Raw genomic sequence first — 24755 nt, 5'->3', positions numbered from 1 at the left:
CACATATAGCATAACAATCCATTTGGTATTTTTCAATCAAAAATCGAACTTTAACATCAATTTAAATATTAATTTACGTCTTTTGACTATCATTTGCTTTTTGATTAATGTTAAAGTTAAGATATTAATTAATAATTAGGAGTGGTTTAAGGTGGTTGCTAAAATTTTAGATGGTAAACAAATAGCAAAAGAATATAGACAAAGACTTAAAAATCAAGTCAATGACTTAAAAGAATATGGTTTTACTCCAAAATTATCAGTCATATTAGTTGGTAATGATGGTGCAAGCCAAAGTTATGTAAAATCAAAGAAAAAAGCAGCAGAAAAAATTGGAATGATATCAGAAATTATTCACTTAGACGAATCCACATCAGAAGAAGTAGTTTTAAGCGAACTTAATCGATTAAACAATGACGATACTGTTAGTGGTATTTTAGTTCAAGTACCATTACCTAAACAGGTAAGCGAACAAAAAGTACTTGAAGCTATCAATCCGGAAAAAGATGTAGATGGTTTCCATCCAATTAATATTGGAAAATTGTATATTGATGAGCAAACCTTTGTACCATGTACACCCCTGGGTATTATGGAAATTTTAAAACACGCAGATATTAATTTAGAAGGAAAAAATGCAGTTGTTATTGGTCGTAGTCATATTGTTGGCCAACCTGTTTCAAAGTTATTGTTGCAAGCTAACGCAACTGTTACGATTTTACATTCACGTACAAAAAATATGAATGCACACTTAAAACAAGCAGATGTGATTGTTAGCGCAGTAGGACAACCTGGTTTAGTTACTAAAGAAAATGTCAAAAAAGGCGCAGTAATTATAGATGTTGGTAATACACCTGATGAAAATGGAAAATTAAAAGGAGATGTAGCATATGATGAAGTAAAAGAAATAGCTAGTGCAATTACTCCAGTACCAGGTGGTGTTGGTCCTTTAACTATTACAATGGTACTTAATAATACACTTCTTGCAGAGAAATTAAGACGTGGCTTAACAAAATAATATCAGTGAAAAAGCCCGTGACATGAATATGTAGTCATGGACTTTTTCTGTCTTACTTTCAACACATGAATGAGTTGAACATAAGTTTATGAGTTGATTTTATTATATTTTTTTATTAATCATTTAAATATAACAACGAATTTTCGTCTAATTCACAATACTTATTAATTGAACACTTAACTTTGAATTCAGTTTCAGTAAATGTTTTCAAACAATTCACAATTTACATAATCTTTATCAAAGTTTCATAAAAAAGGATTTAATTTTTATGTTGATTGAGTTATATTAAGACCATAGTATGATGTCGACAAAATAAAAATAGGGTATATTAAACTTAAATTATAGATGATTCAATAGACGGAGGTTAAGTTATGAACAAATTACTACAGTCATTATCAGCACTTGGAGTTTCAGCTACATTAGTGACACCCAATTTAAATGCAGAAGCCACTACTAATACTGAACCTCAATTAAAAGGTGTTAACGATATCGTTATTGAAAAAGGACAAGAATATAATTTACTTAAAGGCATAAGTGCTTACGATAAAGAAGACGGCGATCTTACTCATAAAATCAAAATTGATGGTCAAGTTGATACATCCAAAGCAGGTAAGTATAAAGTAAAATATCAAGTTACCGATTCTGATGGTGCTGAAAAAACTTCTATAAGAAATATTGAAGTAAAATGAACCTCTCCTCTTAATCACACATAATCTTTGTTTAATTTCTACCTATTATATATTTTAATGAGCTATAAATTACGAGAACGCTTATACAAAAATTAATTGTATAAGCGTTTATTTTTTTGTGATTAAAAATTATTTTATATGACTATGCATCACTTAAAAGAACATTCAATCAATAAACTAAAACAATATATCCTACTATTAACCTACCTAAAATCAGACACATCTTATAGACATATTATTCAACTTAATTCTTTCTATATAAGATCATATTTTTCTATAAGTAATATTCTTTTTTTGTATCTAATTGATAAGATTTATCAATAATGTGTTGTATTACATGTAATTTTGCTAAATTTGTCTATTTTCACAAAATGTACACATAATTTTAACAAATCTTACAAACCCCGTCATATCTAGGACTAACAGACCTCAATTATATAAATAAGTAATTTTTTTTGAACATACTCTTGTAAATATTGTGTAATAAACTAAAATTATTGGTAAGCCCTACATTTGTAGTATTAGGAGGTCAAAAAAAGTGTCAAAATTTAAGTCTTTGCTTCTATTATTTGGCACACTAATTTTACTTAGTGGTTGTTCAAATATAGAAGTTTTTAATGCAAAAGGGCCAGTAGCAAGCAGTCAGAAGTTCTTGATTATCTATTCAATAATTTTCATGCTTGTTATTGTTGCTGTAGTGCTTTCCATGTTCGCTATTTTTATTTTTAAATATAGCTACAAAAAGAATAGCGAATCTGGTAAGATGCACCACAATTCTCTAATTGAAACAATTTGGTTTGTGGTACCTATTTTAATCGTAATTGCTTTAGCTATTCCTACAGTTAAAACTTTATACGATTATGAAAAACCACCAGAAAAAGACAAAGATCCACTTGTCGTTTACGCAGTAAGTGCTGGCTATAAATGGTTCTTTGCCTACCCTGATCAACATATTGAAACTGTTAACACATTAACAATTCCTAAAGATCGACCAGTTGTATTCAAGCTTCAATCTATGGATACAATGACAAGTTTCTGGATTCCACAATTAGGTGGTCAGAAATATGCCATGACTGGTATGACTATGAATTGGACTTTAACAGCTGATCAATTAGGTACTTTCAGAGGTCGTAACTCAAACTTCAATGGTGAGGGATTCTCTCGTCAAACATTTAAAGTTCACTCTGTAAGTCAAAATGATTTTGATAAGTGGGTAAAAGAGGCTAAAGGTAAGAAAACTTTAAGTCAAGATACTTTTGACAAGCAACTCTTACCAAGCACATCTAACAAAGAATTAACATTTAGTGGAACTCATATGGCGTTTGTTGACCCTGCGGCTGATCCAGAGTATATCTTCTACGCTTACAAACGTTACAACTTTGAACAAAAAGATCCTAACTTCACAGCTGAAGAGGATTTATACAAAGATGTAAAAGATAAACCAATCAAACCTGCTCGTAAGGTTCATATAACAAACCCTAACTATGAACGTCACGGTATGAAACCTATGATTCTCGGCAACAATGAAAAATACGATAATGAGTTCAAAAAAGAAGAGGATCATAACTCTAAAGAAATGGAAAAAATTTCTAAGGGAGCAAAAGACGAAAATGCGTCTAAACTTCACAAAAAAGAACACGATGATCATGGAGGTGGACATTAATGAATTTTCCATGGGATCAACTACTAGTTAAAGGAAATTGGATGATTATCTCAGCACAAATTGCTGCGCCATTCTTAGTCATCGGCCTTATAGCAGTTATATCTTATTTCAAATTATGGAAATATCTATATAAAGAATGGTTCACATCCGTAGACCATAAAAAAATCGGTATCATGTATTTAATTTCTGCCGTATTAATGTTCGTTCGTGGTGGTATCGATGCGTTAATGTTACGTACTCAATTAACAATTCCAGATAACAAATTCTTGGAAGCAAACCACTATAATGAAGTATTTACTACGCACGGCGTAATTATGATTATATTTATGGCTATGCCATTTATCTTTGGTTTATGGAATGTTGTTATTCCATTACAACTTGGTGCACGCGATGTTGCCTTCCCTGTAATGAATAACGTTAGTTTCTGGCTATTCTTCGCTGGTATGATTTTATTCAACCTATCATTTATTGTAGGTGGATCACCAGCTGCTGGTTGGACTAACTACGCACCACTTGCTGGTGAATTCAGTCCAGGTCCAGGTGTTAACTATTATTTAATTGCAATTCAAATATCTGGTATCGGATCGTTAATGACTGGTATCAACTTCTTTGTTACGATTCTAAGATGTAAAACTCCAACAATGAAGTTTATGCAAATGCCAATGTTCAGTGTAACAACATTCATTACAACATTAATCGTTATATTAGCATTCCCAGTGTTCACTGTAGCACTTGCTTTAATGACTGCTGATAGAATTTTTGGAACTCAGTTCTTCACTGTAGCAAATGGCGGTATGCCAATGCTTTGGGCAAACTTCTTCTGGGTATGGGGGCACCCTGAAGTTTATATCGTTATTTTGCCAGCATTCGGTATGTACTCAGAAATCATCCCTACTTTTGCCCGTAAACGTTTATTCGGTCATCAAAGTATGATTTGGGCAACTGCAGGTATCGCATTCTTAAGTTTCTTAGTTTGGGTTCACCATTTCTTCACTATGGGTAATGGTGCGTTAATTAACTCATTCTTCTCTATCTCAACAATGTTAATCGGTGTTCCAACCGGAGTTAAACTATTTAACTGGTTGCTCACATTATACAAAGGTAGAATTACATTTGAGTCACCTATGCTATTCTCATTAGCATTCATCCCTAACTTCTTATTAGGAGGGGTTACTGGTGTAATGCTTGCAATGGCATCAGCTGACTATCAATATCACAACACTTATTTCTTAGTAGCTCACTTCCACTATACATTGGTTACTGGTGTAGTATTTGCCTGCTTAGCTGGTTTAATCTTCTGGTATCCAAAAATGATGGGCTACAAGTTAAATGAAACATTAAACAAATGGTGCTTCTGGTTCTTCATGATCGGATTTAACGTTTGTTTCTTACCACAATTCATTCTAGGTTTAGATGGTATGCCACGTCGTCTATACACTTACATGCCTTCTGATGGTTGGTGGTTACTAAACTTCATCTCAACTATCGGTGCAGTATTGATGGCAATTGGATTCTTATTCCTAGTTGCAAGTATCGTTTATAGTCATATCAAAGCTCCACGTGAAGCTACTGGAGATAACTGGGATGGACTTGGTCGTACTTTAGAATGGTCTACAGCATCAGCTATTCCACCTAAATACAACTTTGCTATCACTCCTGATTGGAATGACTACGATACATTCGTTGATATGAAAGAACATGGTCGTCATTATTTAGACAACCATAACTACAAAGATATTCATATGCCAAACAATACTCCAGTAGGATTCTGGATGGGTATATTTATGACTATTGGTGGTTTCTTCTTAATCTTCGAATCTATTGTTCCAGCACTTATCTGTTTAGCAGGTATCTTCATTACTATGATTTGGAGAAGTTTCCAAATTGATCATGGTTACCACATCCCTGCTTCAGAAGTTGCAGTAACTGAAGCTCGTTTAAGAGAAGCTCGAATTAAAGAAAGGGAGGCTGTAAGTCATGAGTCATGATGCAAATACTATTGATTCTCGTACACACGAAGGCGAATTAAATAAACTTGGCTTTTGGATTTTCCTTACAGCTGAATTTGCGTTATTCGGTACCCTATTTGCAACGTTATTAACGTTACAACATGGTGGCGGATATGGCGGTAAATTAACTACCGACTTATTCGAATTACATTTGATTTTAATAATGACTTTTGCATTATTAATTAGTTCTTATACTTGTGGTATTGCAATTTATTACATGCGACAAGAAAAACAAAACTTAATGATGTTTTGGATGATTATCACAGTTATCCTAGGTCTTGTATTCGTAGGTTTCGAAATTTACGAATTCGCACACTATGCTTCTGAAGGTGTTAACCCAACTATTGGCTCCTTCTGGTCTAGTTTCTTTATACTACTAGGTACGCACGGTGCACACGTATCATTAGGTATTGTTTGGGTTATTTGTTTGTTAATTCAAATCGGCACTCGTGGTTTGGATTCATACAATGCTCCTAAATTATTTATAGTAAGTTTATACTGGCACTTCTTAGATGTTGTTTGGGTCTTCATCTTTACTGCCGTATATATGATAGGGATGGTGTATAGCGGATGAATACAATCGTAAAACATACAGTAGGTTTTATTGCTTCTATCGTACTAACGCTTTTAGCAGTTTTTGTAACTCTATACACTAATATGACATTCCATGCTAAGGTAACTATCATCTTTGGTTTTGCTTTCATTCAAGCTGCCCTTCAATTATTAATGTTCATGCATTTAACTGAAGGTAAAGATGGACGTTTACAATCGTTCAAAGTTATCTTTGCAATTATCATTACTTTAGTAACTGTTATCGGAACATACTGGGTAATGCAAGGTGGACACTCTTCTCACTTATAAAGATGAGTTTTCCAGGGTTGATTTCAATAAAGAATGAATTTGAATATATTTGTTCTTTATTGATTCATTTCCACCTTATATGTAAAGAGCCTGAGACTTAAAAGTCTCAGGCTCTTTTTATTTCGTTATCGTAACAATCCCATACCATGTTATGCTTTAATTATTATGAAATACGGAGATGATGATATGTCTATTCCCATTATAATTGATACTGATCCTGGTATAGATGATGCTACAGCAATTAGTATCGCACTTTCACACCCTCAATTTGACGTTAAAATGATATCAACTGTGAATGGTAATGTAGGTATTGAGAAAACGACAGCAAATGCATTAAAGCTAAAAAGGTTTTTTAATAGTTCTGTTCCTGTACATAGAGGGGCATCCCAACCATTGATTAATGACATCTTTGAAGCTACATCAATTCATGGTGAGTCTGGTATGGATGGTTACGAGTTTCCACAAATAAATCAAGATGATTTAACATCAATTCATGCAGTTGAAGCAATGAGAAATCTATTAGTAAATACTCAAGAACCTTTAACCTTGATTGCCATAGGTCCACTAACAAATATCGCTATTCTTTTAACTAGTTATCCCGAAGTTCAACCATTTATTAAGGAAATTGTTTTAATGGGTGGTAGTACCGGTAGAGGTAATGTAACGCCTTTAGCTGAATTTAATATATATTGTGATCCAGAAGCTGCTCAAATTGTATTTAACTCTGGATTACCTTTGACTATGATTGGTCTTGATTTGGCTCGTGAAGCATTGTTTACTCACCATTTTGTAAAAGACTTCAAAGATACAAATGCAACTTCAAACATGTTATATAATTTATTTCAGCACTATAAGAGTGAAGATTTTGAAATAGGATTTAAATTATACGATGTATTCACTATATTATATTTGTTGGATCCAGAAGCCTTTAATGTCAAGGAGGCGTATACTCAAATAGAATTAAATGGCAACTTTACAAGGGGAGCCACAGTGGTAGACTTTAATATGGAGCATCCCAATTGTACAGTTGTTTTAAGTCCTGTTGAAAGACAGTATGAGGATTTATTCTTAAACGCCCTTTCTTATTGTAAATAATTAAATTGCAATTTGAATGTTATTTTATTAATCATATAACAAATGCCCGGTTACACTTCAGATTGAAGTTCCGGGCATTCGTTATATATAATTTATTGAAGACTAACCTTGTAAATATGGAATAACGAGTCTAATCCATTATTAACAAAATTACAATTACTCAACTTTAACACCTGCTGTATTATAAGGCTTTTTCTGGTCAAGAATATTATAGAAAATGTGTCTCATTTTGTCTTCATTACTCACTAATCCAGGTGTATTACTTACATTCGTCCCTAAAATGACAATATACCGATCATTAAAGTAAACAGTAAAAATTTGACCAAAGAATACCCCGTTGACTCTATTTAAATACGGAGTTATGTAAAAACCATATCTATATTCTTCTGGATATTCTTGAGTTCCAAATTCATGTAAAATAGGTCGAGTTTGACGTGCATTAAAGATTTTATTTTGTTGTAACGTATAAATTAATTTGCCCATATCATGTGGCGTCATATATAAATTACCAGCTCCATAATATTGATCTAATATATTAGGTTTAAGGAATGAAAAAGTATTATTTTTAAACTTATAGCCTTTTGCCATCTCACTTTGAAGAGGTTTCTCGTCATAAAAAGCAGTATGTTTGAGATTATATTTATTACCTAATCGTTCATAATAATTTTTAACATATGGTTTTCCAGTAACATTTTCAATAACTTTAGCTAAAACTAAATAATTAGCATCATTATATTGATGCTTATGATAAACTGTATCATCAATACCTCGAGCTTGAATTGCTCTAACAGCCTGTTCTAAATTTTTGATATTAGTTGAAGCTTCATATTTATATAGTCCACTTTTATGTAACATTAAATCTTTAATTGTAATTTCTTTATTTGTTTTAAACCAAGGAATATATTTAGTGACTGAATCTTGCAAATTCACTTTATTTTCGACTTCAAGTTGCTTCAGCATTAAACCTGTTGTAAATTTTTGCGCTGATCCTATTAAATACATTGTATTTGCAGTGTTCTTTTTGCCTTTCTCTATATCTTGATAACCATATCCTTTATTCATTTTAACTTTTCCATTATCAAATACAGCTACAGTTCCATTAAATTGAGTTTTTTCTAAATATTTGTTTATCGATTTGGAAGTAGGATCTTTTTTATCATATTTAGTCTTTATTTTTTTAGGTTTCTCAACAGTCTTATCTCTCTTTTCTATATAATTCGTATTTCCACTTTCTTGACTTAACGTTTGTTTTTTTAATTCTAGGTGTCTTGTCCATTCAACACCTAATATACCTATTGACACGACTAAAGTTAATAATACGATAATAAAAAATACGATTTTAAATTTATTTAATTTCATCTTTATTGTTTGCCTCACACTTTAATGTCTTAAAATTTTGTTGACTATTCACATCATATATCAATATATTATATTATTCGTTATCATTTTTAAGAATTAATACCCACAATACTTGAATAAATAATTATCTGATGAGATATCTGAAATAAATGCTTATATATTTTCCTAGCTAAAATGATAATGACTTTTTTATTTAATCACACGACTACACTTAAACGATTAAAAGATTTTAAATACTTTAACTGTAATTTAATAATACTTTGGTTATCTGTGACACATCCAGTTACTTTTAAGAATTACAATGCAACTAATATTATGATATTCATAATGTCAACGAATACAAATACTTGTTCAAGAACGTTATAATATATCTAACTACTAAATTAATTAGTAAATACTTTTTTGATTATCAAATTTAAGATTCTTAATCAGAAATATTACTTACAGATATTATTTTTGAACAACTAATCCGTCTGCACCTTGTTATAACAATATTTGTAGCTATTAAGCTAAAGTTTATTATAACTTAAAGCTATAAAGAAATCACTTTAATTAGATAATACACTTATTTAAAAATAAATCTATAGTACTTTGGTACTATATGAAAATTAAGTTAAGCAATAAGTTGTTTAACTCAATGTTATAATCATTCATCAATAATATTTTGTAATAATAAAATGTTGATGAGAGTTGTAATTTGATTAATAAAGTAATACAATTTAAGGCTATAGTGTACTTAATAAATCATAACTTTTTATGTATCAATCATTTGTGAAATATTTAAAATTTAACTAGGAGTACTAACAATGAACAAATTTTTAAAATATTTTTTAATATTATTATCTTTTGGTCTCCTCGTTGTTCCAATTATTTTTGCTACTCAATTATATCAAAGTTCAGAATCTGCATTTGAGTCATCTCAAAACACTAAAGATTCTCAACGAAAGTCTACTTTAAGAGATACAAAAGTTGATCCTGAAAAACAACCTATATCAATTTTATTCTTAGGTATAGACGATAATGAAGGTAGAGAAAAAAACGGGCAAAGTGTAGAACATTCTAGGTCAGATGCTATGATATTATCTACTTTTAATCAGAAAAAGCATCAAATAAGAATGCTAAGCATACCTAGAGATACAATCAGTTATATACCTAAAGTTGGCTATTACGATAAAATAACACATGCGCATGCATATGGTGGACCTCTTGCTGCTATGGATTCAGTTGAAGCAACAATGAATGTACCGGTAGATTATTATGTGCGTATTAATATGAAAGCCTTTGTTGAAGCAGTTGATGAATTAGGTGGTATATATTATGACGTACCGTATAATCTAAATGAACCTAACAGTGATGATACTGGTAGAATTAAAATCAAAAAAGGATACCAAAAGCTAAACGGCGACCAAGCATTAGCTGTAGCTCGAACTCGACATCATGATTCAGACCTTAAACGTGGTCAAAGACAAATGGAACTTATTAAAATATTGTTCCAAAAAGCTCAAAATTTAAATTCTATAGATAAACTTGACAATGTTATTAGTATTGTAGGGAAAAATGCTAAACATAATTTAACTCAGAAAGAAATTAAGTCTCTAGCAAAAATGTATCTTGGTGGTAACACTGAAATTAAAACATCACAACTTAAAGGTAAGGATGACTACTTAAATGATATATACTATTACCACCCAAGCGTAAAAAGTATTATGGAATATTCAAATCTTTTACGTAATGATTTAGGTTTATCTAAAATAACAAACAAAAACGATTTCTTAGATCAAAGAGTCATTAAACGATATGGTTCACTCGTACCCCTAACAGAATTAGATGAAGACTTATTGCGTAAGAACCAAAAGGAATCGACTGATAGTCAGAAAGAGTCTTCTTCTTCATCACAAAATAATGATGAAGAAGATCAAACTAACGAACAAACAGACCAAAATACTTTAAACGGGAACGAGCAGTATCCAAATCAACAATACAACAATCAGGACAATGGTGAAAATGGTATGATAAATAATGACAATTATCCTTACGCACAATAAAAGCTATATAAACTTATGTGGTAAATATACTTAAAAGGAGCGCAAATATGAGTCGTAAAACATATGAAAAAATTGCTAGTATAAATGGTATGTTCAACGTACTTGAACAACAAATCATTCATAGTAAAGATATGGCATTATTCAGGAATGAATTTTTCTATGTAAACCATGAACACAGAGAAAATTATGAAGCGCTTTTGATCTACTACAAGGATAGTTTAGATAATCCCGTTGTAGATGGCGCATGCTACATTCTTGCTTTACCTGAAATATTTAATAAGGTTGATGTGTTTGAGTCTGATTTACCTTTTACCTGGGTTTATGATGAAAATGGGCTCACTGATACCATGAAGAGTATCAGTGTACCCCTTCAATATCTTATTGCAGCCGCTTTGGAAGTGACTGATGTAAATATATTTAAGCCTTCAGGTTTTACTATGGGCATGAACAATTGGAATATTGCCCAATTACGTATTTTTTGGCAATACTGCGCTATCGTTAGAAAAGAGGCTTTATAATACTATCAATTAGTAATAAACGTATCGTTTTTTAATTATTTGGTTTATAAATTATATATTTTTCTATTTATCAGAGTGAGGTTAGGACATAATTCCTAACAAAATAGCCAGTAAATGAGTTTTTTGTAAATTCATTTACTGGCTTCTTTATTTATAATACTTTTCGTATTGTTGGCTCTCTTTCTTAGGGGACAGCTTCAGTCTGTAGTCTTCAACTTGTCTTGTTCCCTCAAGAGTCTCGCCAAAATATTTTGCCTTTACCATGTAATTTAACATTGAAATACTTAAAAAATAAGGCCCTTTCGTATAATTTAATAAATACCATTAAACAAAATTAATAAGATACCTAATGTATAAAGACTATAATATGACTCAACTTAATTTACCAAGGAAACTTCAGTACTTATCCCCGCAAATGATATTTCACGATATGTACCGGACTCATTCTTTTTTTGGTGATGAACTAATTATGAATTTATAATGAACCTGCTTTATTTCATTTTCAATATGGTTAAAATAATTTTTAAAGGGAAAACCAGTGAAAATGGAGGTGATACTGTGTTTCAAATAGCAAAAAACAAAAGGATGCTAGAGGATTGCTTTGAAATAAGAAAGTGTGTTTTCGTCGAGGAACAAGGCGTACCACTCGAAAATGAATTTGATCAATATGAAGATTACTCATTCCATATAGTGGGATATATAAATGGAGTTCCTATGGCAACTGCTAGAATTAGATCTTTGAATACTCATGTTTGCAAAATTGAACGCGTAGCAATCATCAAGTGGTATCGCGGTCTTGGCTACGGTAAAAAATTAATACATGCTATTGAAACAATTGCAAAAAAACACCAATATAATAAACTCACTATGAATGCTCAATTACAAGCTCGAGACTTTTACTTAAAACTAGGTTACTCACCTTTTGGCAAAGTATTCTTAGAAGAAAATATAAAACATATTAGTATGAATAAGTTTTTATAAATCGATTTACATTCTATATACAAACTTAGCAATTTTAAAAATTGTAATAATCTTTATGTAGCTTACAAGCTTATAATAAACGTAAATAGTGATTTGGCAATGTTCACAGCATAAAAAACAATATTTCTGTTTGAGGCACAGGTTAAAATTACATTACAAATATGTTAAAAGCCATACAGTGTTAAGCCTTAAAGATTATAATTGAAACAAATCATATTAATGCGAGGAGTAAGAAATAAATGGCGAAGAAATTCAATTACAAATTACCGTCTATGGTTGCTTTAACGTTATTTGGCACAGCTTTTACTGCACATCAAGCAAATGCTGCTGAACAACCACAGGATCAGTCTAATCATAAAAATGTATTAGATGATCAAACTGCCCTAAAACAAGCAGAAAAAGCTAAAAGCGAAGTTACACAATCAACTACAAATGTATCTGGTACACAAACATATCAAGACCCTACCCAAGTTCAACCTGAACAAGATACACAAAGTACTACATATGATGCATCATTAGATGAAATGAGTACTTATAATGAAATTTCATCAAATCAAAATCAACAATCTTCATCAATAAATGATGCGAATCAAAATCAAACGAATTCTTCTACAAAAAATCAACAAGAAGAAACAAATGATTTGACACAAGAAGATAAAACATCCACTGATACGAATCAATTACAGGAGACACAATCTGTAGCAGATGAAAATGAGAAAGATTTAGAAGCTAACGCGGGTACTGAACAACAAGACAAGAAGATGACAGCAAGTCAACCTTCCGAAAATCAAGCAATTGAAACTCAAACTGCTTCTAATGATAATGAAAGCCAACAAAAAAGTCAGCAAGTAACTTCTGAACAAAATGAAACTGTTACACCTAAAGTATCAAATACAAACGCATCTGGTTATAATTTTGATTACGATGATGAAGACGATGATAGCTCAACAGACCATTTAGAGCCTGTATCATTAAACAATGTGAATGCTACATCTAAACAAACTACTTCATATAAATATAAAGAGCCAGCTCAACGTGTAACAACTAATACTGCAAAAAAAGAAACAGCATCTAATCAAGCGACTATAGATACAAAGCAATTTACCCCATTTAGTGCAACTGCTCAACCGAGAACAGTTTATTCTGTATCTAGTCAAAAAACATCATCATTACCGAAATACACACCAAAGGTTAATTCTTCAATAAATAACTATATTCGTAAAAAGAATATGAAAGCACCAAGAATTGAAGAAGATTATACGTCATATTTCCCTAAATATGGCTATAGAAACGGCGTAGGACGTCCTGAAGGTATCGTTGTTCATGATACTGCAAATGATAACTCAACAATCGATGGCGAGATTGCCTTCATGAAACGTAATTACAACAGTGCATTCGTACACGCATTTGTTGATGGCAATAGAATTATAGAAACAGCTCCGACAGACTATTTATCTTGGGGTGCAGGTCCTTACGGAAATCAACGTTTTATCAATGTTGAAATCGTCCATACACATGATTATGATTCATTTGCACGTTCAATGAACAACTACGCTGATTATGCTGCAACACAATTGCAATATTATAATTTAAAACCTGATAGCGCTGAAAACGATGGAAGAGGAACAGTTTGGACACATGCTGCTATCTCTAACTTCTTAGGAGGTACTGACCACGCTGACCCTCACCAATATTTAAGAAGCCACAATTATAGCTATGCAGAATTATATGACTTAATTTATGAAAAATATTTAATTAAAACGGGTCAAGTAGCACCTTGGGGCACAACATCTACAAAACCGTCACAACCTTCTAAACCATCAGGAGGAACTAATAATAAGTTAACTGTATCTGCTAATCGTGGTGTTGCTCAAATTAAACCAACAAATAATGGCTTATATACAACTGTTTATGACAGTAAAGGTCATAAGACTGATCAAGTACAAAAAACACTATCCGTTACTAAAACTGCAACATTAGGAAATAACAAATTCTATTTAGTTGAAGACTACAATAGCGGAAAAAAATACGGTTGGGTTAAACAAGGTGATGTTGTTTATAACACTGCTAAGGCACCAGTAAAAGTGAATCAAACATATAATGTTAAAGCAGGGTCAACACTTTACACAGTTCCTTGGGGTACACCAAAACAAGTTGCTAGCAAAGTATCTGGTACTGGAAATCAAACTTTTAAAGCAACTAAACTGCAACAAATTGATAAAGCGACGTATCTTTATGGTACAGTGAATGGTAAATCTGGTTGGATTAGTAAATACTACTTAACTTCAGCATCTAAACCTAGCAATCCAACTAAACCTTCAACAAATAACCAATTAACAGTGACTAACAATAATGGTGTTGCTCAAATCAATGCAAAAAATAGTGGCTTATACACTACAGTTTATGACACTAAAGGAAAGACAACAGATCAAATCCAACGTACATTGTCAGTAACAAAAGCTGCCACACTTGGTGATAAAAAATTCTATCTTGTTGGTGATTATAATACTGGTACAAATTATGGTTGGGTAAAACAAGATGAGGTCATTTACAATACAGCTAAATCACCTGTGAAAATCAATCAAACATACAACGTTAAACCTGGTGTTAAATTCCACACAGTACCTTGGGGCACATATAATCAAGTGGCTGGAACAGTTTCTGGTAAAGGCAATCAAACTTTTAAAGCAACTAAACAACAACAAATTGATAAAGCAACATATCTTTATGGTACAGTGAACGGTAAATCTGGTTGGATTAGTAAATACTATTTAACTACACCATCAAAAGTTCAAACTTTGTCTACTCAATCAACACCAGCACCTAAACAAGTACAATCATCTACACAAACTGTAAATCAAATTGCTCAAGTGAAAGCTAATAATTCTGGAATAAGAGCATCCGTATATGATAAAACAGCCAAAAGTGGTACGAAATACGCAAACCGTACATTCCTTATCAATAAACAACGTACTGAAGGTAATAACACGTATGTACTACTTCAAGATGGAACAAGTAATACGCCATTAGGATGGGTAAACATTAATGATGTGACAACTCAAAATATTGGAAAACAAACTCAGTCTATAGGTAAATATTCAGTAAAACCTACAAATAATGGTCTATATTCTATTGCTTGGGGTACTAAAAACCAACAATTACTAGCACCTAATACGCTAGCCAATCAAGCATTTAATGCTTCCAAAGCTGTTTACGTTGGCAAAGATTTATATCTTTACGGAACAGTCAATAACAGAACAGGATGGATTGCTGCTAAGGATTTAATCCAAAACAGTACTGACGCTCAGGCAACACCATATAACTATACTTTTGTTATCAATAATAGTAAAAGTTATTTCTATATGGATCCAACAAAAGCAAACCGATATTCTTTAAAACCATATTATGAACAAACTTTCACAGTCATTAAGCAAAAAAATATTAATGGCGTAAAATGGTACTATGGACAACTTTTAGACGGTAAATATGTTTGGATAAAATCAACTGACTTAGTTAAAGAAAAAATTAAATATGCATATACTGGAATGACTTTAAATAACGCGATAAATATCCAATCTCGTCTTAAATATAAACCACAAGTACAAAATGAGGCTTGGAAATGGTCAAATGCCAATTATAGTCAAATTAAAAATGCTATGGATACAAAGCGTTTAGCTAATGATTCATCCTTAAAATATCAATTCTTACGTTTAGATCAACCACAATACTTGTCAGCACAAGCTCTCAATAAATTATTAAAAGGCAAAGGTGTACTTGAAAACCAAGGTGCTGCATTTAGCCAAGCAGCACGTAAGTATGGTCTAAATGAAATTTATCTTATCTCACATGCTTTAGTAGAAACAGGTAATGGAACTTCACAACTTGCTAAAGGCGGAGATGTTTCAAAAGGTAAATTCACAACTAAAACAGGTCACAAATACCATAATGTCTTTGGAATTGGTGCATTCGACAATAATGCACTTGTAGATGGTATTAAATACGCTAAAAATGCTGGATGGACTTCTGTCTCTAAAGCAATCATTGGTGGCGCTAAATTCATTGGAAATTCATACGTGAAAGCAGGACAAAATACGCTATATAAAATGCGTTGGAATCCTGCAAACCCCGGTACGCATCAATATGCAACTGATATTAATTGGGCAAATGTCAACGCACAAGTATTAAAACAATTTTATGATAAAATTGGTGAAGTCGGTAAGTACTTCGAAATTCCAACATACAAATAAATATGAAGTAAGGCAGCTCTCATAGTTAATGAAAGTAGAGCTGCCTACTTTTTTGATGATTATTTATCATGTCACTGCTTCGAATATGACAGATGCTAAATATTAAACTTTTTCAAATAAAAAAAGCTAAGCACACTTATATGTAATTTAATATTACAATTCAGTTGCTTAGCTTTATATGTTTATATATAATTGAATGTATTTTACACTTAACATCATAATTAAAAACCGATATATATCAGATGAAAATGTGTCTACTATTAAGTTTGTTTAATAATTGATTTAAACTTGCAATTTCGTCTGAAGATAAACATTGACATCTCGCTTCAATTAACTCGCATCTCGCCGTGTTGATTTGCTGAATTAAAGCCCTTGCTTCTTCAGTTAATATCAGTTCTTTACATCGTAAATCTTCATGAGATTGTTGACTCATGATATAACCTTTTTGTACTAACTTTTTAATCCATCTTGATACAATTGATTGTTCCCTACTAATCTTCATAGTTAAATCGTATTGAGATAAACGATCATAATTATATAAAATACGTAGTAACTCTAATTGTTCAGAAGTAATGTCAGTTCGTTGACCAAAGCGTCTATTAACTAAATTCAAATCATTATTTGTTAGTGTGATAAGTTTTTCAAGTTGTTTATACATGTTGTTCTACTCCACTATATTAAGTTAATAATATTATATGCCTTATTTATAAATTATACAATACAAATATACACATTACACAAATTCGTTGCATCATTACCTATTTTTATACTACATTAGAGTATGTCTAAATTGTAAAAAAGGAGAGCGTTTATGACAGCCATCAAAGATAGGGATTATTTTTTCGATAATGCTCGAGCAATATTGATATTTCTAGTCGTATTAGGACATTTATTACAACCTTATACATCTGAAGATAAATTTTTACAAGCTTTATATTTATTAATATATAGCTTTCATATGCCTACCTTTCTATTTATCTCAGGCTACTTTGCTAAGAATTTAGATAAACCTAACTATTTAGAAAAAATTGCAAAAAAATTACTTCTTCCTTATGTAATATTTTTTGCGTTTTTCTCACTTTATTACTATTTCACTGGTAAAGAAGATGCAATTCAATTAGATCCATTTAATCCAGTTTTTGCATTATGGTTTTTACTCACCCTTTTTTTCTTTCACGTTGTTTTAGTTATAGTGAGAAGGTATAATCCGTATATTGTACTATTCATATCCATACTTGTTTCTGTTTTAGCTGGTTTCTCTGGCAATATCGACAGTTATATGAGTATATCAAGAACCATTGTGTTCTTCCCTATCTTCTTTATAGGACATTTGGTTACACAATCACATACCGAAAAACTTAGAAATAAAAAATGGATTCCCATTTCTATTATCATTTTGATTACCTTCTTTATAGGATATACAATCCATCCTATTAATGGAGATTGGTTATTAGGAAGTACACCTTATACTTCTTTAGAAAGTAACGGAGAGGATGTTTATAGTCCTCTTAAACGCTTATTACTCTATGTCATTATACTTTTAACTATGTGTGCATTTCTAAATCTAATGCCACAAACTAAGCGTATTTATACCTATATAGGACAGCGCACAATGTTTGTTTATTTATTACACGGTATCGTTATAGGAGTCATTCGCGGGTTCGGTCTATATCCATTTAAGGATCAGATTTCTATCTTTACCTATCTTTATTTATTTATCACTGCGAGTGTGATTGTATTAATATTATCTTCAAAATGGGTTTGTAAATGGACGAATCCGTTCATTAATTTAAAAAGATCTTCTCAATTTAAAAGTTAAAATTTCATAAAACAATTCAGTAAATAACCAAAATGTAGAGATTAAAAATATGTTATGATAGTAATAATTTGAAAGAATTATGAGACTATTTAAACAATTTAAATACTACATTTTGGTATTTTTATATAGAGAGGTTTTAGCAAATGAAATTATCATTAAATTCAAGTTCAAAATTTTTAAGAGCCCCTAGTATTCGTCAATTTTCTAATAGAATTAAAGCGATTGACGATTGTGTTAATTTAACAATTGGACAACCCGATTTTCCTATGCCAGATGTGGTCAAAAATGCTTATATCAAAGCAATCAAAAACGATAAAACAAGTTATTCTCATAACAAAGGTTTATTTGAAACACGACAAGCTATTAGCCAATATTTTAAACGAAAATATGATTTCTTTTATAGTGAGGAAGAAATCATCGTTACTAATGGTGCGAGTGAAGCATTAGATACATCGTTAAGAAGCATTATTGAACCTGGCGATGATATCCTTATTCCAGGACCGATATACGCTGGTTATATCCCATTAGTTGAAACTCTAGGTGGAAATCCAGTATATATAGATACTACACAATCAGATTTTAAAGTAACACCTGAACTGATTGAGTCGCATCTAACGCATAAAACTAAAGCGATACTTCTAAATTACCCTACCAACCCAACAGGCGTAATACTCGAACGCTCTGAGGTCAAAAATATAGTAGACACACTTGTAAACAAACAAATTTTTATAATCAGTGATGAGATTTATGCTGAAAATACGTTTAAAGGACAACATACATCTTTTGCTGAATTTCCAGAAATTCGTGATCAATTATTACTGATAGGTGGTTTGAGTAAGTCCCATTCTGCAACAGGTATTCGAATCGGCTTTTTACTTGGTCCTGAATATTTAATTGAAAAATTAACCTTTATGCACGCTTACAATTGTATTTGTGCAAATGTACCAGCTCAAATTGCTTGTACTACCGCTTTAAATGAAGGGATAAATGCCCCCCTATACATGAATCGTGATTATATCGAACGTCGTAATTACCTGAAAGAAAAATTAGAATCATTAGGCTTCGAATTAACTGCTCAACCTGAAGGTGCATTTTACATCTTCCCTAGCATTAAAAGATTCACGGAAAATGATTTTGAATTTTGTGTTGATGTGTTGGAGAAAGCACACTTAGCTATGGTTCCTGGTTCCTCCTTCACCGATATTGGCAAAGGGTATATTCGAATTTCATATGCTTATGATATGGAAACATTAAAAAAAGGAATGCATCGATTAGAAAATTATTTACGGCAACATTATCCAGATCAAATGACCACTCCAACTAAATAAATAGTCTGGAAAACGTTTATTTCTGAAGTGAAATTTATGAGTGTAACAAGCCCACATAACAATAGGTTTAAATGTGTCAAGTGTGTGCGCTAATCTGAGATTTACACTTGCAAATCGAGAGCATTCACTTTAAATAGTACATTTTCATTTTTAACATTGGTGATTACTTATATCTACCAATGTTGCTAACAGTTACTTATACTTATTAATTCCAATGAAATAATAAAATCGCCTAAGACACAATTCGTATCTTAGGCGATTTTAAATAATTGCTATTCATTAACTAGATTGGAATTGTAATTATAATATGCATTTTCAAAACCAGTCTATTATTCAACTATTGCTTATGGGAATTTAGGGAATTGGTCAAAATCAGGATTACGTTTTTCTTTAAACGCATCACGTCCTTCTTTCGCTTCATCAGTAGTATAGTAAAGTAAAGTCGCATCTCCAGCCATTTGTTGTAAACCAGCTAAACCATCAGTATCAGCATTCATTGCTGCTTTTAAGAAACGTAAAGCAGTTGGTGAATGTTGCATGATGTCTTTACACCATTTAACTGTTTCGTCTTCAACTTGTTCTAATGGAACTACAGTATTCACTAATCCCATATCCAAAGCTTCCTGTGCATTGTATTGACGGCATAAGTACCAGATTTCTCTTGCTTTTTTATGGCCAACTATACGAGCTAGGTAGCCAGAACCGTACCCAGCATCAAATGAGCCTACTTTTGGTCCAGTTTGCCCAAAAATAGCATTGTCTGCAGCGATTGTTAAATCACAAACAACATTAAGTACATTTCCTCCACCAATTGCATAGCCTCTAACCATTGCTATTACTGGTTTAGGAATCACACGAATTAAACGTTGTAAATCTAATACATTTAAACGAGGAATATCATCTTCACCTACGTAACCACCGTGTCCACGTTTTTTTTGATCTCCACCTGAACAAAATGCTTTGTCCCCTTCACCAGTTAATACAATTACTGATACATTTTGGTCATCACGCGCACGTGAAAATGCATCAATCATTTCAGCAACTGTTTTAGGAGTAAATGCATTTCTTACTTCTGGACGATTAATCGTTACTTTGGCAATCCCTTCGAAAAATTCATATTTAATTTCATCATATTCTCTAAGTGTTTCCCACTGTCTAGTCATTTTGCTCCTCCTTTAAAAAACCTAATATTATTGTATCAAATTCCGTGCTATCTTCCACATGAATTGTATGTCCGACATTAGAAATTTGAACTTTATGACTATCTTGTAAGTGATTCTCTAATTGTTGTCCTATCTGAACAAACTTTTTATCTTTTTCTCCTACTAAAATTAAAGTAGGAATGCGTATCGAAGATAGGTGTGGCCATAAATTAGGCATATGACCTGTACCATAATCACGAAGTGCTTTGGCCAATCTATGAGCATCTTGATTCATGCGATTATTGCGAATACTTTGACGTATCTCAGGAGCTAGATTATACTGCGAACGAAAAAGTGGCAACTTTTCCCAATCATTCACAAAAATATCTAAACCAGCAATTTCAAGTACTTTCGCACGTGCAGCATCCACTTGGGCACGTTCCACTTTATCCGTCTCATCTTGAATACCTGCTGAAGTACTCTCTAAGAGCAACCCTGATAGCGTTTCATTACCATGTATGGCATAATAAAGCGCTACACGGCCACCCATAGAGTAACCTAGAAGAAACACATCATATGTTTGATATTGTATTAAAACCTCATCAAGTTGACGTGTAATAAACGGGAAATCCCACACATCATCCATACTTGAGGTATCTAAGCCATGGCCAGGTAAGTCAATTGTTAGCACATTCATATGTTCTATAAGGCGTTCTAAATGTGAATGATAAGTAGTAGCATCACTTATGAAACCATGCAACATCACCAATAGTTGCTTACTTTGGTTCTTAGATTCATAAAAATTATAATGTAACATTAACAATCTCACTCAATTTCTGATATAAATATTGATGTTGATGCAAATTTTCGTCTCTATTGGTCATAACTTCATACATGTGAGAACCCATTTTGGATAATTCAGCATATTTAAAGTCAGTCAAATTATCAAAACGCTTAAATGTAAAATCATATAACAGTGCAGTATATTCAAAGTTTAAGCCTGTTGGTGTTCCAAATAATCGCTCAAAATATTTTGTAGCCGAACGTTTTTGAGGTAAATATGAAAAGATACCTCCCCCATCGTTGTTAACTAATACAATGTTAATATGAAGTTCATTTAATTTGGCCATTAATAAACCGTTCATGTCATGATAAAAAGATAAATCACCAATAAGCAAGGTCACATTCTTATGTGCCGCCATACCTAGCGCAGTTGAAACTACTCCGTCAATTCCATTGGCACCCCGATTAGCGTATACAGATGCCTCACTATCAAACAGTAAATTATCGACATCTCTAATTGGCATACTATTTCCGACAAATAATGTGTCTTCTTTTGTAAGTTTTTGAATTAAACTCCCCACATATGCCGCTTCATCTGTCGCATGCTTTAAGTAATCACTTATCTCAATGCGTGCTTGTTGTTCAAGTGATTGCCATTGTTGTAACCATTTTTTTCGTTCAACAAGCGGTTCTTCCATTAATGAACGGAAAAAATCATTTGCTGAAATCTCATAAGATATATGAGGAGGTGTTGGAAATACATCAATTTGATCATTATTCTGCACAATAATTTGATACGCATCGGTTTTCTTCAACCATTGATTTAATTTTTTAGAAATAACTGGCTTACCTACACGTATGACATAATCTACTTCTAAATTTAAACCAGCTCGATACAATAAATCATAAGTGGTTATAACATTAGGATGTTTCTCCTTACGAAGCTGACTAAGGGGATCTGCTAAGATTGGCAGATCATATATAGTTGAATACGTTAATATTTGATCAATGGCTTGGTGTTGCATATCTCCGACAATGATAAGACCATTTTTTTCTTGTAATATGTCTTTTATATCATCTACCGAAATCGATTTCTGATAATGAGGTAACGTTTTAGTTACAGATGTTAATAAATCGACACGATCTAAATCTGGTGTTAGTGGTTCTCTAAATGGTAAATTAAAATGAATCGGTCCTCGGTGTGGTCCATATAAATATTGACTTGCAATTTGCATTTGATAATTAATTGTATCAATTGTATGTTCACTTCCATCAGCAATCGGCAAATCAAATTGAAAGTTCACATAATTACTAAACATATTTACCTGATTAATTGCTTGAGGTGCACCCACACTGCGCAGTTCATGCGGTCTGTCGCTCGTTAAAACAACGAGTGGCAAACGACTAATTTGACTTTCAGCTATAGCGGGCGTGTAGTTCGCAGCAGCTGTTCCAGATGTACAAAGAATTGCTACAGGTTTTTCGCTACCTTTAATAAGACCTAAAGCAAAAAATGCAGCACTTCGCTCATCAGGGTGAATCCACGTTTTAATACTTGGATGTGCTTCGAAAGCAAGTGCTAATGGTGTTGAACGTGAACCTGGACTAATTACTACTTCTCTTACACCATAAGCATAAAGCTCTGAAGCAAATGAAAATACTTGTTCAGTTAAAGCTTCACTATGATTCATCATTATTATCTACTCCTAAGGCGTTCATCATTGGTGAGAATTTAACTGCAGTTTCAGCAACTTCACTATCAGGATTCGAATTTTTAACAATGCCACATCCAGCGTATAAAGTTGCTTGTTGCTCTTTAATTAGCATAGAACGTATAGCAACAATGAATTCACAATCATCATAAACATCAATATAGCCCACCGGTGCGCCATATAAACCTCGAGTACCAAACTCTTTATTCTCAATAAAATCAAGTGCTTCTTCTTTAGGATAGCCACCTAGCGCAGGTGTAGGATGTAAACGATCGATTAAACCAATGTATGATTCGTCATTTAAATTAGCTTTGATTTCCGTATATAAATGATACATATGATCATTTTTTAAAATATTAGGTGTTTCATTGTACTCTACATCCTGTACAAAAGGCTCAATATCATTTAAGATACTCTCTACAACAAAACGATGTTCTCCTAAATTTTTCTTATCTTTAAGAAATGCTTCTATATTCTTATTATCTATTTGCTCATTATGTGTACGTTTAATGGTACCTGCTACAGCTTTTGTAGATAAAACACCATCTTCAACTTTGATTAATTGCTCAGGCGTTTGAGAAAAGAATATTGACTGATTAGCTTCTAATAAAAATATATAACTATTTTTTTCATTTTCAAGAGCTCGGTTTAAAACATATGGAATATTGATTTTTTTATCAAATTTAACTAAACGACGACGCGCGAGAACGATTTTTTTATTGTCGTCAATCGTATCAATCGCTTCTTTCACAAGCTCACGCCAATCATCCTTATAAATATCTTCCATACGCGTCACATCTCCAAGTGTTTCCTCTGGATTATCCATGGTTGTTTGTTCAAAATGTGCCACTAAAGTTTTAAAAGCTTGTAAATCGAAATCTTGTCGCTCTGTTGTATAAGTTAGATAAGTACGCGTACCTTCATTAGAAATTAATACTTTAGGTAAAACAAAATGGTTTAAACCATATTCTCTCCATTCATCATCTGATTTGTGACTCGAAAATTGAAAACCGCCACACAATCTAAGATGATGATATCTATTATGTGGATGAATGAGTTCAATATTATTTTTTAATTTTTCCCAGTCCTTAAAAATGGATTGCTTATTCTCAAAGTCGTTTTTAAACCTATGAATAGCATGATATCCAAAATACGAAGAATAATTATCATTTAAGCGCATGTAAAAACGGTCCCCAGCATCTTTTTCAGTTAAATGAAACAACACACTAGGTTTCATAGTTTTATTTAATTCAACTTCAACTGAAACCCAATCTTTTGTACTTTCATATAACATATCGAGGATTGCCTGTTCGTCTATATTCACATCCATTTTTTTCACTTCTTTCTCCTCCGAATTTTACTCATTATTACATTGTATCATTTTTAATCTTTTATGTAGTTATTAATGCTTAAACAAAACATGCAATTTTTCACGTTGATTGACCTTTACTGGTGTTTCATTTAAAATGTTGATGATAAAACTATATAAATA

Annotated in this window: 19 protein-coding genes; 13 read left to right on the top strand and 6 right to left on the bottom strand. The window is 32.1% G+C overall.

The features are described 5' to 3' along the window. The first annotated feature begins 151 nt into the window (after window positions 1-151). The 7 genes from folD to rihC all read left to right on the top strand — a co-directional run bounded on the left by folD (window position 152) and on the right by rihC (window position 7329). Window positions 152-1012, top strand: a complete 861-nt coding sequence (gene folD, locus AC1Q7N_RS05070) for a bifunctional methylenetetrahydrofolate dehydrogenase/methenyltetrahydrofolate cyclohydrolase FolD (protein WP_001831669.1) — start codon at window positions 152-154, stop codon at window positions 1010-1012. A gap of 371 nt (window positions 1013-1383) precedes the next feature. After that, entirely contained in the window at window positions 1384-1701 is a 318-nt protein-coding gene (locus tag AC1Q7N_RS05065) for a DUF5011 domain-containing protein (protein WP_001831741.1), read from the top strand. A gap of 538 nt (window positions 1702-2239) precedes the next feature. Further along, window positions 2240-3364: a cytochrome aa3 quinol oxidase subunit II gene (gene qoxA / locus AC1Q7N_RS05060; RefSeq protein ID WP_001831736.1), complete on the top strand. Its 1125-nt coding sequence runs from the start codon at window positions 2240-2242 to the stop codon at window positions 3362-3364. Continuing rightward, window positions 3364-5352, top strand: coding sequence for a cytochrome aa3 quinol oxidase subunit I (gene qoxB / locus AC1Q7N_RS05055; RefSeq protein ID WP_145376324.1), 1989 nt, complete (start codon window positions 3364-3366; stop codon window positions 5350-5352). Before qoxA ends, qoxB begins: the two co-directional genes overlap by 1 nt. Then, window positions 5342-5947 carry a cytochrome aa3 quinol oxidase subunit III gene (qoxC, locus tag AC1Q7N_RS05050; protein ID WP_001831738.1) on the top strand — a complete coding sequence of 202 codons (606 nt, stop codon included), beginning with the start codon at window positions 5342-5344 and terminating at the stop codon, window positions 5945-5947. Before qoxB ends, qoxC begins: the two co-directional genes overlap by 11 nt. Further along, window positions 5944-6234: a cytochrome aa3 quinol oxidase subunit IV gene (gene qoxD, locus AC1Q7N_RS05045; protein ID WP_001831700.1), complete on the top strand. Its 291-nt coding sequence runs from the start codon at window positions 5944-5946 to the stop codon at window positions 6232-6234. Before qoxC ends, qoxD begins: the two co-directional genes overlap by 4 nt. Window positions 6235-6420: 186 nt before the next feature. Next, window positions 6421-7329 carry a ribonucleoside hydrolase RihC gene (gene rihC, locus AC1Q7N_RS05040; protein WP_001831704.1) on the top strand — a complete coding sequence of 303 codons (909 nt, stop codon included), beginning with the start codon at window positions 6421-6423 and terminating at the stop codon, window positions 7327-7329. A gap of 156 nt (window positions 7330-7485) precedes the next feature. On the opposite strand, the gene AC1Q7N_RS05035 is transcribed toward rihC, so the two are convergent. Next, window positions 7486-8688: a serine hydrolase domain-containing protein gene (locus tag AC1Q7N_RS05035; protein ID WP_001833073.1), complete on the bottom strand. Its 1203-nt coding sequence runs from the start codon at window positions 8686-8688 to the stop codon at window positions 7486-7488. A gap of 806 nt (window positions 8689-9494) precedes the next feature. On the opposite strand from AC1Q7N_RS05035, the gene AC1Q7N_RS05030 reads away from it, so the two are divergent. From AC1Q7N_RS05030 to AC1Q7N_RS05015, 4 genes are all read left to right on the top strand, one after another. Beyond that, window positions 9495-10733: an LCP family protein gene (locus AC1Q7N_RS05030; RefSeq protein ID WP_002446140.1), complete on the top strand. Its 1239-nt coding sequence runs from the start codon at window positions 9495-9497 to the stop codon at window positions 10731-10733. Between the two features lie 47 nt (window positions 10734-10780). Beyond that, on the top strand, window positions 10781-11251 hold the full coding sequence (locus tag AC1Q7N_RS05025) for a DUF2538 family protein (protein WP_002458054.1): 471 nt from the start codon (window positions 10781-10783) through the stop codon (window positions 11249-11251). A 558-nt stretch (window positions 11252-11809) separates the two neighbouring features. Then, the gene (locus AC1Q7N_RS05020) at window positions 11810-12232 is read left to right on the top strand and encodes a GNAT family N-acetyltransferase (protein ID WP_032605991.1); all 423 of its coding nucleotides are present in this window, start codon (window positions 11810-11812) and stop codon (window positions 12230-12232) included. A 239-nt stretch (window positions 12233-12471) separates the two neighbouring features. Next, the gene (locus AC1Q7N_RS05015) at window positions 12472-16479 is read left to right on the top strand and encodes an N-acetylmuramoyl-L-alanine amidase (protein ID WP_162194835.1); all 4008 of its coding nucleotides are present in this window, start codon (window positions 12472-12474) and stop codon (window positions 16477-16479) included. 238 nt (window positions 16480-16717) lie between these two features. Here the strand turns inward: AC1Q7N_RS05015 and AC1Q7N_RS05010 are convergent, their stop codons facing one another. Continuing rightward, the gene (locus tag AC1Q7N_RS05010; RefSeq protein ID WP_001831691.1) at window positions 16718-17137 is read right to left on the bottom strand and encodes a MarR family transcriptional regulator; all 420 of its coding nucleotides are present in this window, start codon (window positions 17135-17137) and stop codon (window positions 16718-16720) included. Window positions 17138-17290: 153 nt separating this feature from the next. Here AC1Q7N_RS05010 and AC1Q7N_RS05005 point away from each other — a divergent pair, with 153 nt between their 5' ends. Next, window positions 17291-18298 (top strand): acyltransferase family protein, encoded by a 1008-nt coding sequence (locus AC1Q7N_RS05005; protein ID WP_145376326.1) that lies wholly within the window; start codon window positions 17291-17293, stop codon window positions 18296-18298. A gap of 143 nt (window positions 18299-18441) precedes the next feature. Then, a complete protein-coding gene (locus AC1Q7N_RS05000) occupies window positions 18442-19626 on the top strand; it encodes an aminotransferase class I/II-fold pyridoxal phosphate-dependent enzyme (RefSeq protein ID WP_002458051.1) in 1185 nt (394 codons plus the stop codon). Between the two features lie 344 nt (window positions 19627-19970). Here AC1Q7N_RS05000 and menB read toward each other — a convergent pair whose 3' ends face one another. From menB to AC1Q7N_RS04980, 4 genes are read right to left on the bottom strand one after another with little or no spacing between them, the layout of a single operon-like run. Further along, on the bottom strand, window positions 19971-20789 hold the full coding sequence (gene menB / locus AC1Q7N_RS04995) for a 1,4-dihydroxy-2-naphthoyl-CoA synthase (RefSeq protein ID WP_001831706.1): 819 nt from the start codon (window positions 20787-20789) through the stop codon (window positions 19971-19973). Next, window positions 20782-21585, bottom strand: coding sequence for a 2-succinyl-6-hydroxy-2,4-cyclohexadiene-1-carboxylate synthase (gene menH / locus AC1Q7N_RS04990; protein ID WP_002495593.1), 804 nt, complete (start codon window positions 21583-21585; stop codon window positions 20782-20784). Before menH ends, menB begins: the two co-directional genes overlap by 8 nt. Then, window positions 21572-23245: a 2-succinyl-5-enolpyruvyl-6-hydroxy-3-cyclohexene-1-carboxylic-acid synthase gene (gene menD, locus AC1Q7N_RS04985; RefSeq protein WP_002458047.1), complete on the bottom strand. Its 1674-nt coding sequence runs from the start codon at window positions 23243-23245 to the stop codon at window positions 21572-21574. Before menD ends, menH begins: the two co-directional genes overlap by 14 nt. After that, window positions 23232-24593, bottom strand: a complete 1362-nt coding sequence (locus AC1Q7N_RS04980) for an isochorismate synthase (protein ID WP_002495594.1) — start codon at window positions 24591-24593, stop codon at window positions 23232-23234. Before AC1Q7N_RS04980 ends, menD begins: the two co-directional genes overlap by 14 nt. Window positions 24594-24755 lie beyond the last annotated feature (162 nt).

This window comes from Staphylococcus sp. GW823-FHT05F06 (genome assembly GCF_058795495.1).
The sequence above is the reverse complement of the archived record's forward strand: the minus strand, read 5'-3'. Positions and strand labels throughout refer to the sequence as shown.

Bases quoted from the DNA above. Each gene is read 5' to 3' on its own strand.
- AC1Q7N_RS05025 (WP_002458054.1), top strand. From the start codon at position 10,781: ATGAGTCGTAAAACATATGAAAAAATTGCTAGTATAAATGGTATGTTC.
- AC1Q7N_RS05005 (WP_145376326.1), top strand. From the start codon at position 17,291: ATGACAGCCATCAAAGATAGGGATTATTTTTTCGATAATGCTCGAGCA.
- menB (WP_001831706.1), bottom strand. From the start codon at position 20,789: ATGACTAGACAGTGGGAAACACTTAGAGAATATGATGAAATTAAATAT.
- menH (WP_002495593.1), bottom strand. From the start codon at position 21,585: ATGTTACATTATAATTTTTATGAATCTAAGAACCAAAGTAAGCAACTA.
- qoxB (WP_145376324.1), top strand. From the start codon at position 3,364: ATGAATTTTCCATGGGATCAACTACTAGTTAAAGGAAATTGGATGATT.
- AC1Q7N_RS05015 (WP_162194835.1), top strand. From the start codon at position 12,472: ATGGCGAAGAAATTCAATTACAAATTACCGTCTATGGTTGCTTTAACG.
- AC1Q7N_RS05030 (WP_002446140.1), top strand. From the start codon at position 9,495: ATGAACAAATTTTTAAAATATTTTTTAATATTATTATCTTTTGGTCTC.
- rihC (WP_001831704.1), top strand. From the start codon at position 6,421: ATGTCTATTCCCATTATAATTGATACTGATCCTGGTATAGATGATGCT.
- qoxD (WP_001831700.1), top strand. From the start codon at position 5,944: ATGAATACAATCGTAAAACATACAGTAGGTTTTATTGCTTCTATCGTA.
- menD (WP_002458047.1), bottom strand. From the start codon at position 23,245: ATGATGAATCATAGTGAAGCTTTAACTGAACAAGTATTTTCATTTGCT.
- AC1Q7N_RS05035 (WP_001833073.1), bottom strand. From the start codon at position 8,688: ATGAAATTAAATAAATTTAAAATCGTATTTTTTATTATCGTATTATTA.
- AC1Q7N_RS04980 (WP_002495594.1), bottom strand. From the start codon at position 24,593: ATGGATGTGAATATAGACGAACAGGCAATCCTCGATATGTTATATGAA.
- qoxC (WP_001831738.1), top strand. From the start codon at position 5,342: ATGAGTCATGATGCAAATACTATTGATTCTCGTACACACGAAGGCGAA.
- AC1Q7N_RS05000 (WP_002458051.1), top strand. From the start codon at position 18,442: ATGAAATTATCATTAAATTCAAGTTCAAAATTTTTAAGAGCCCCTAGT.
- AC1Q7N_RS05065 (WP_001831741.1), top strand. From the start codon at position 1,384: ATGAACAAATTACTACAGTCATTATCAGCACTTGGAGTTTCAGCTACA.
- AC1Q7N_RS05010 (WP_001831691.1), bottom strand. From the start codon at position 17,137: ATGTATAAACAACTTGAAAAACTTATCACACTAACAAATAATGATTTG.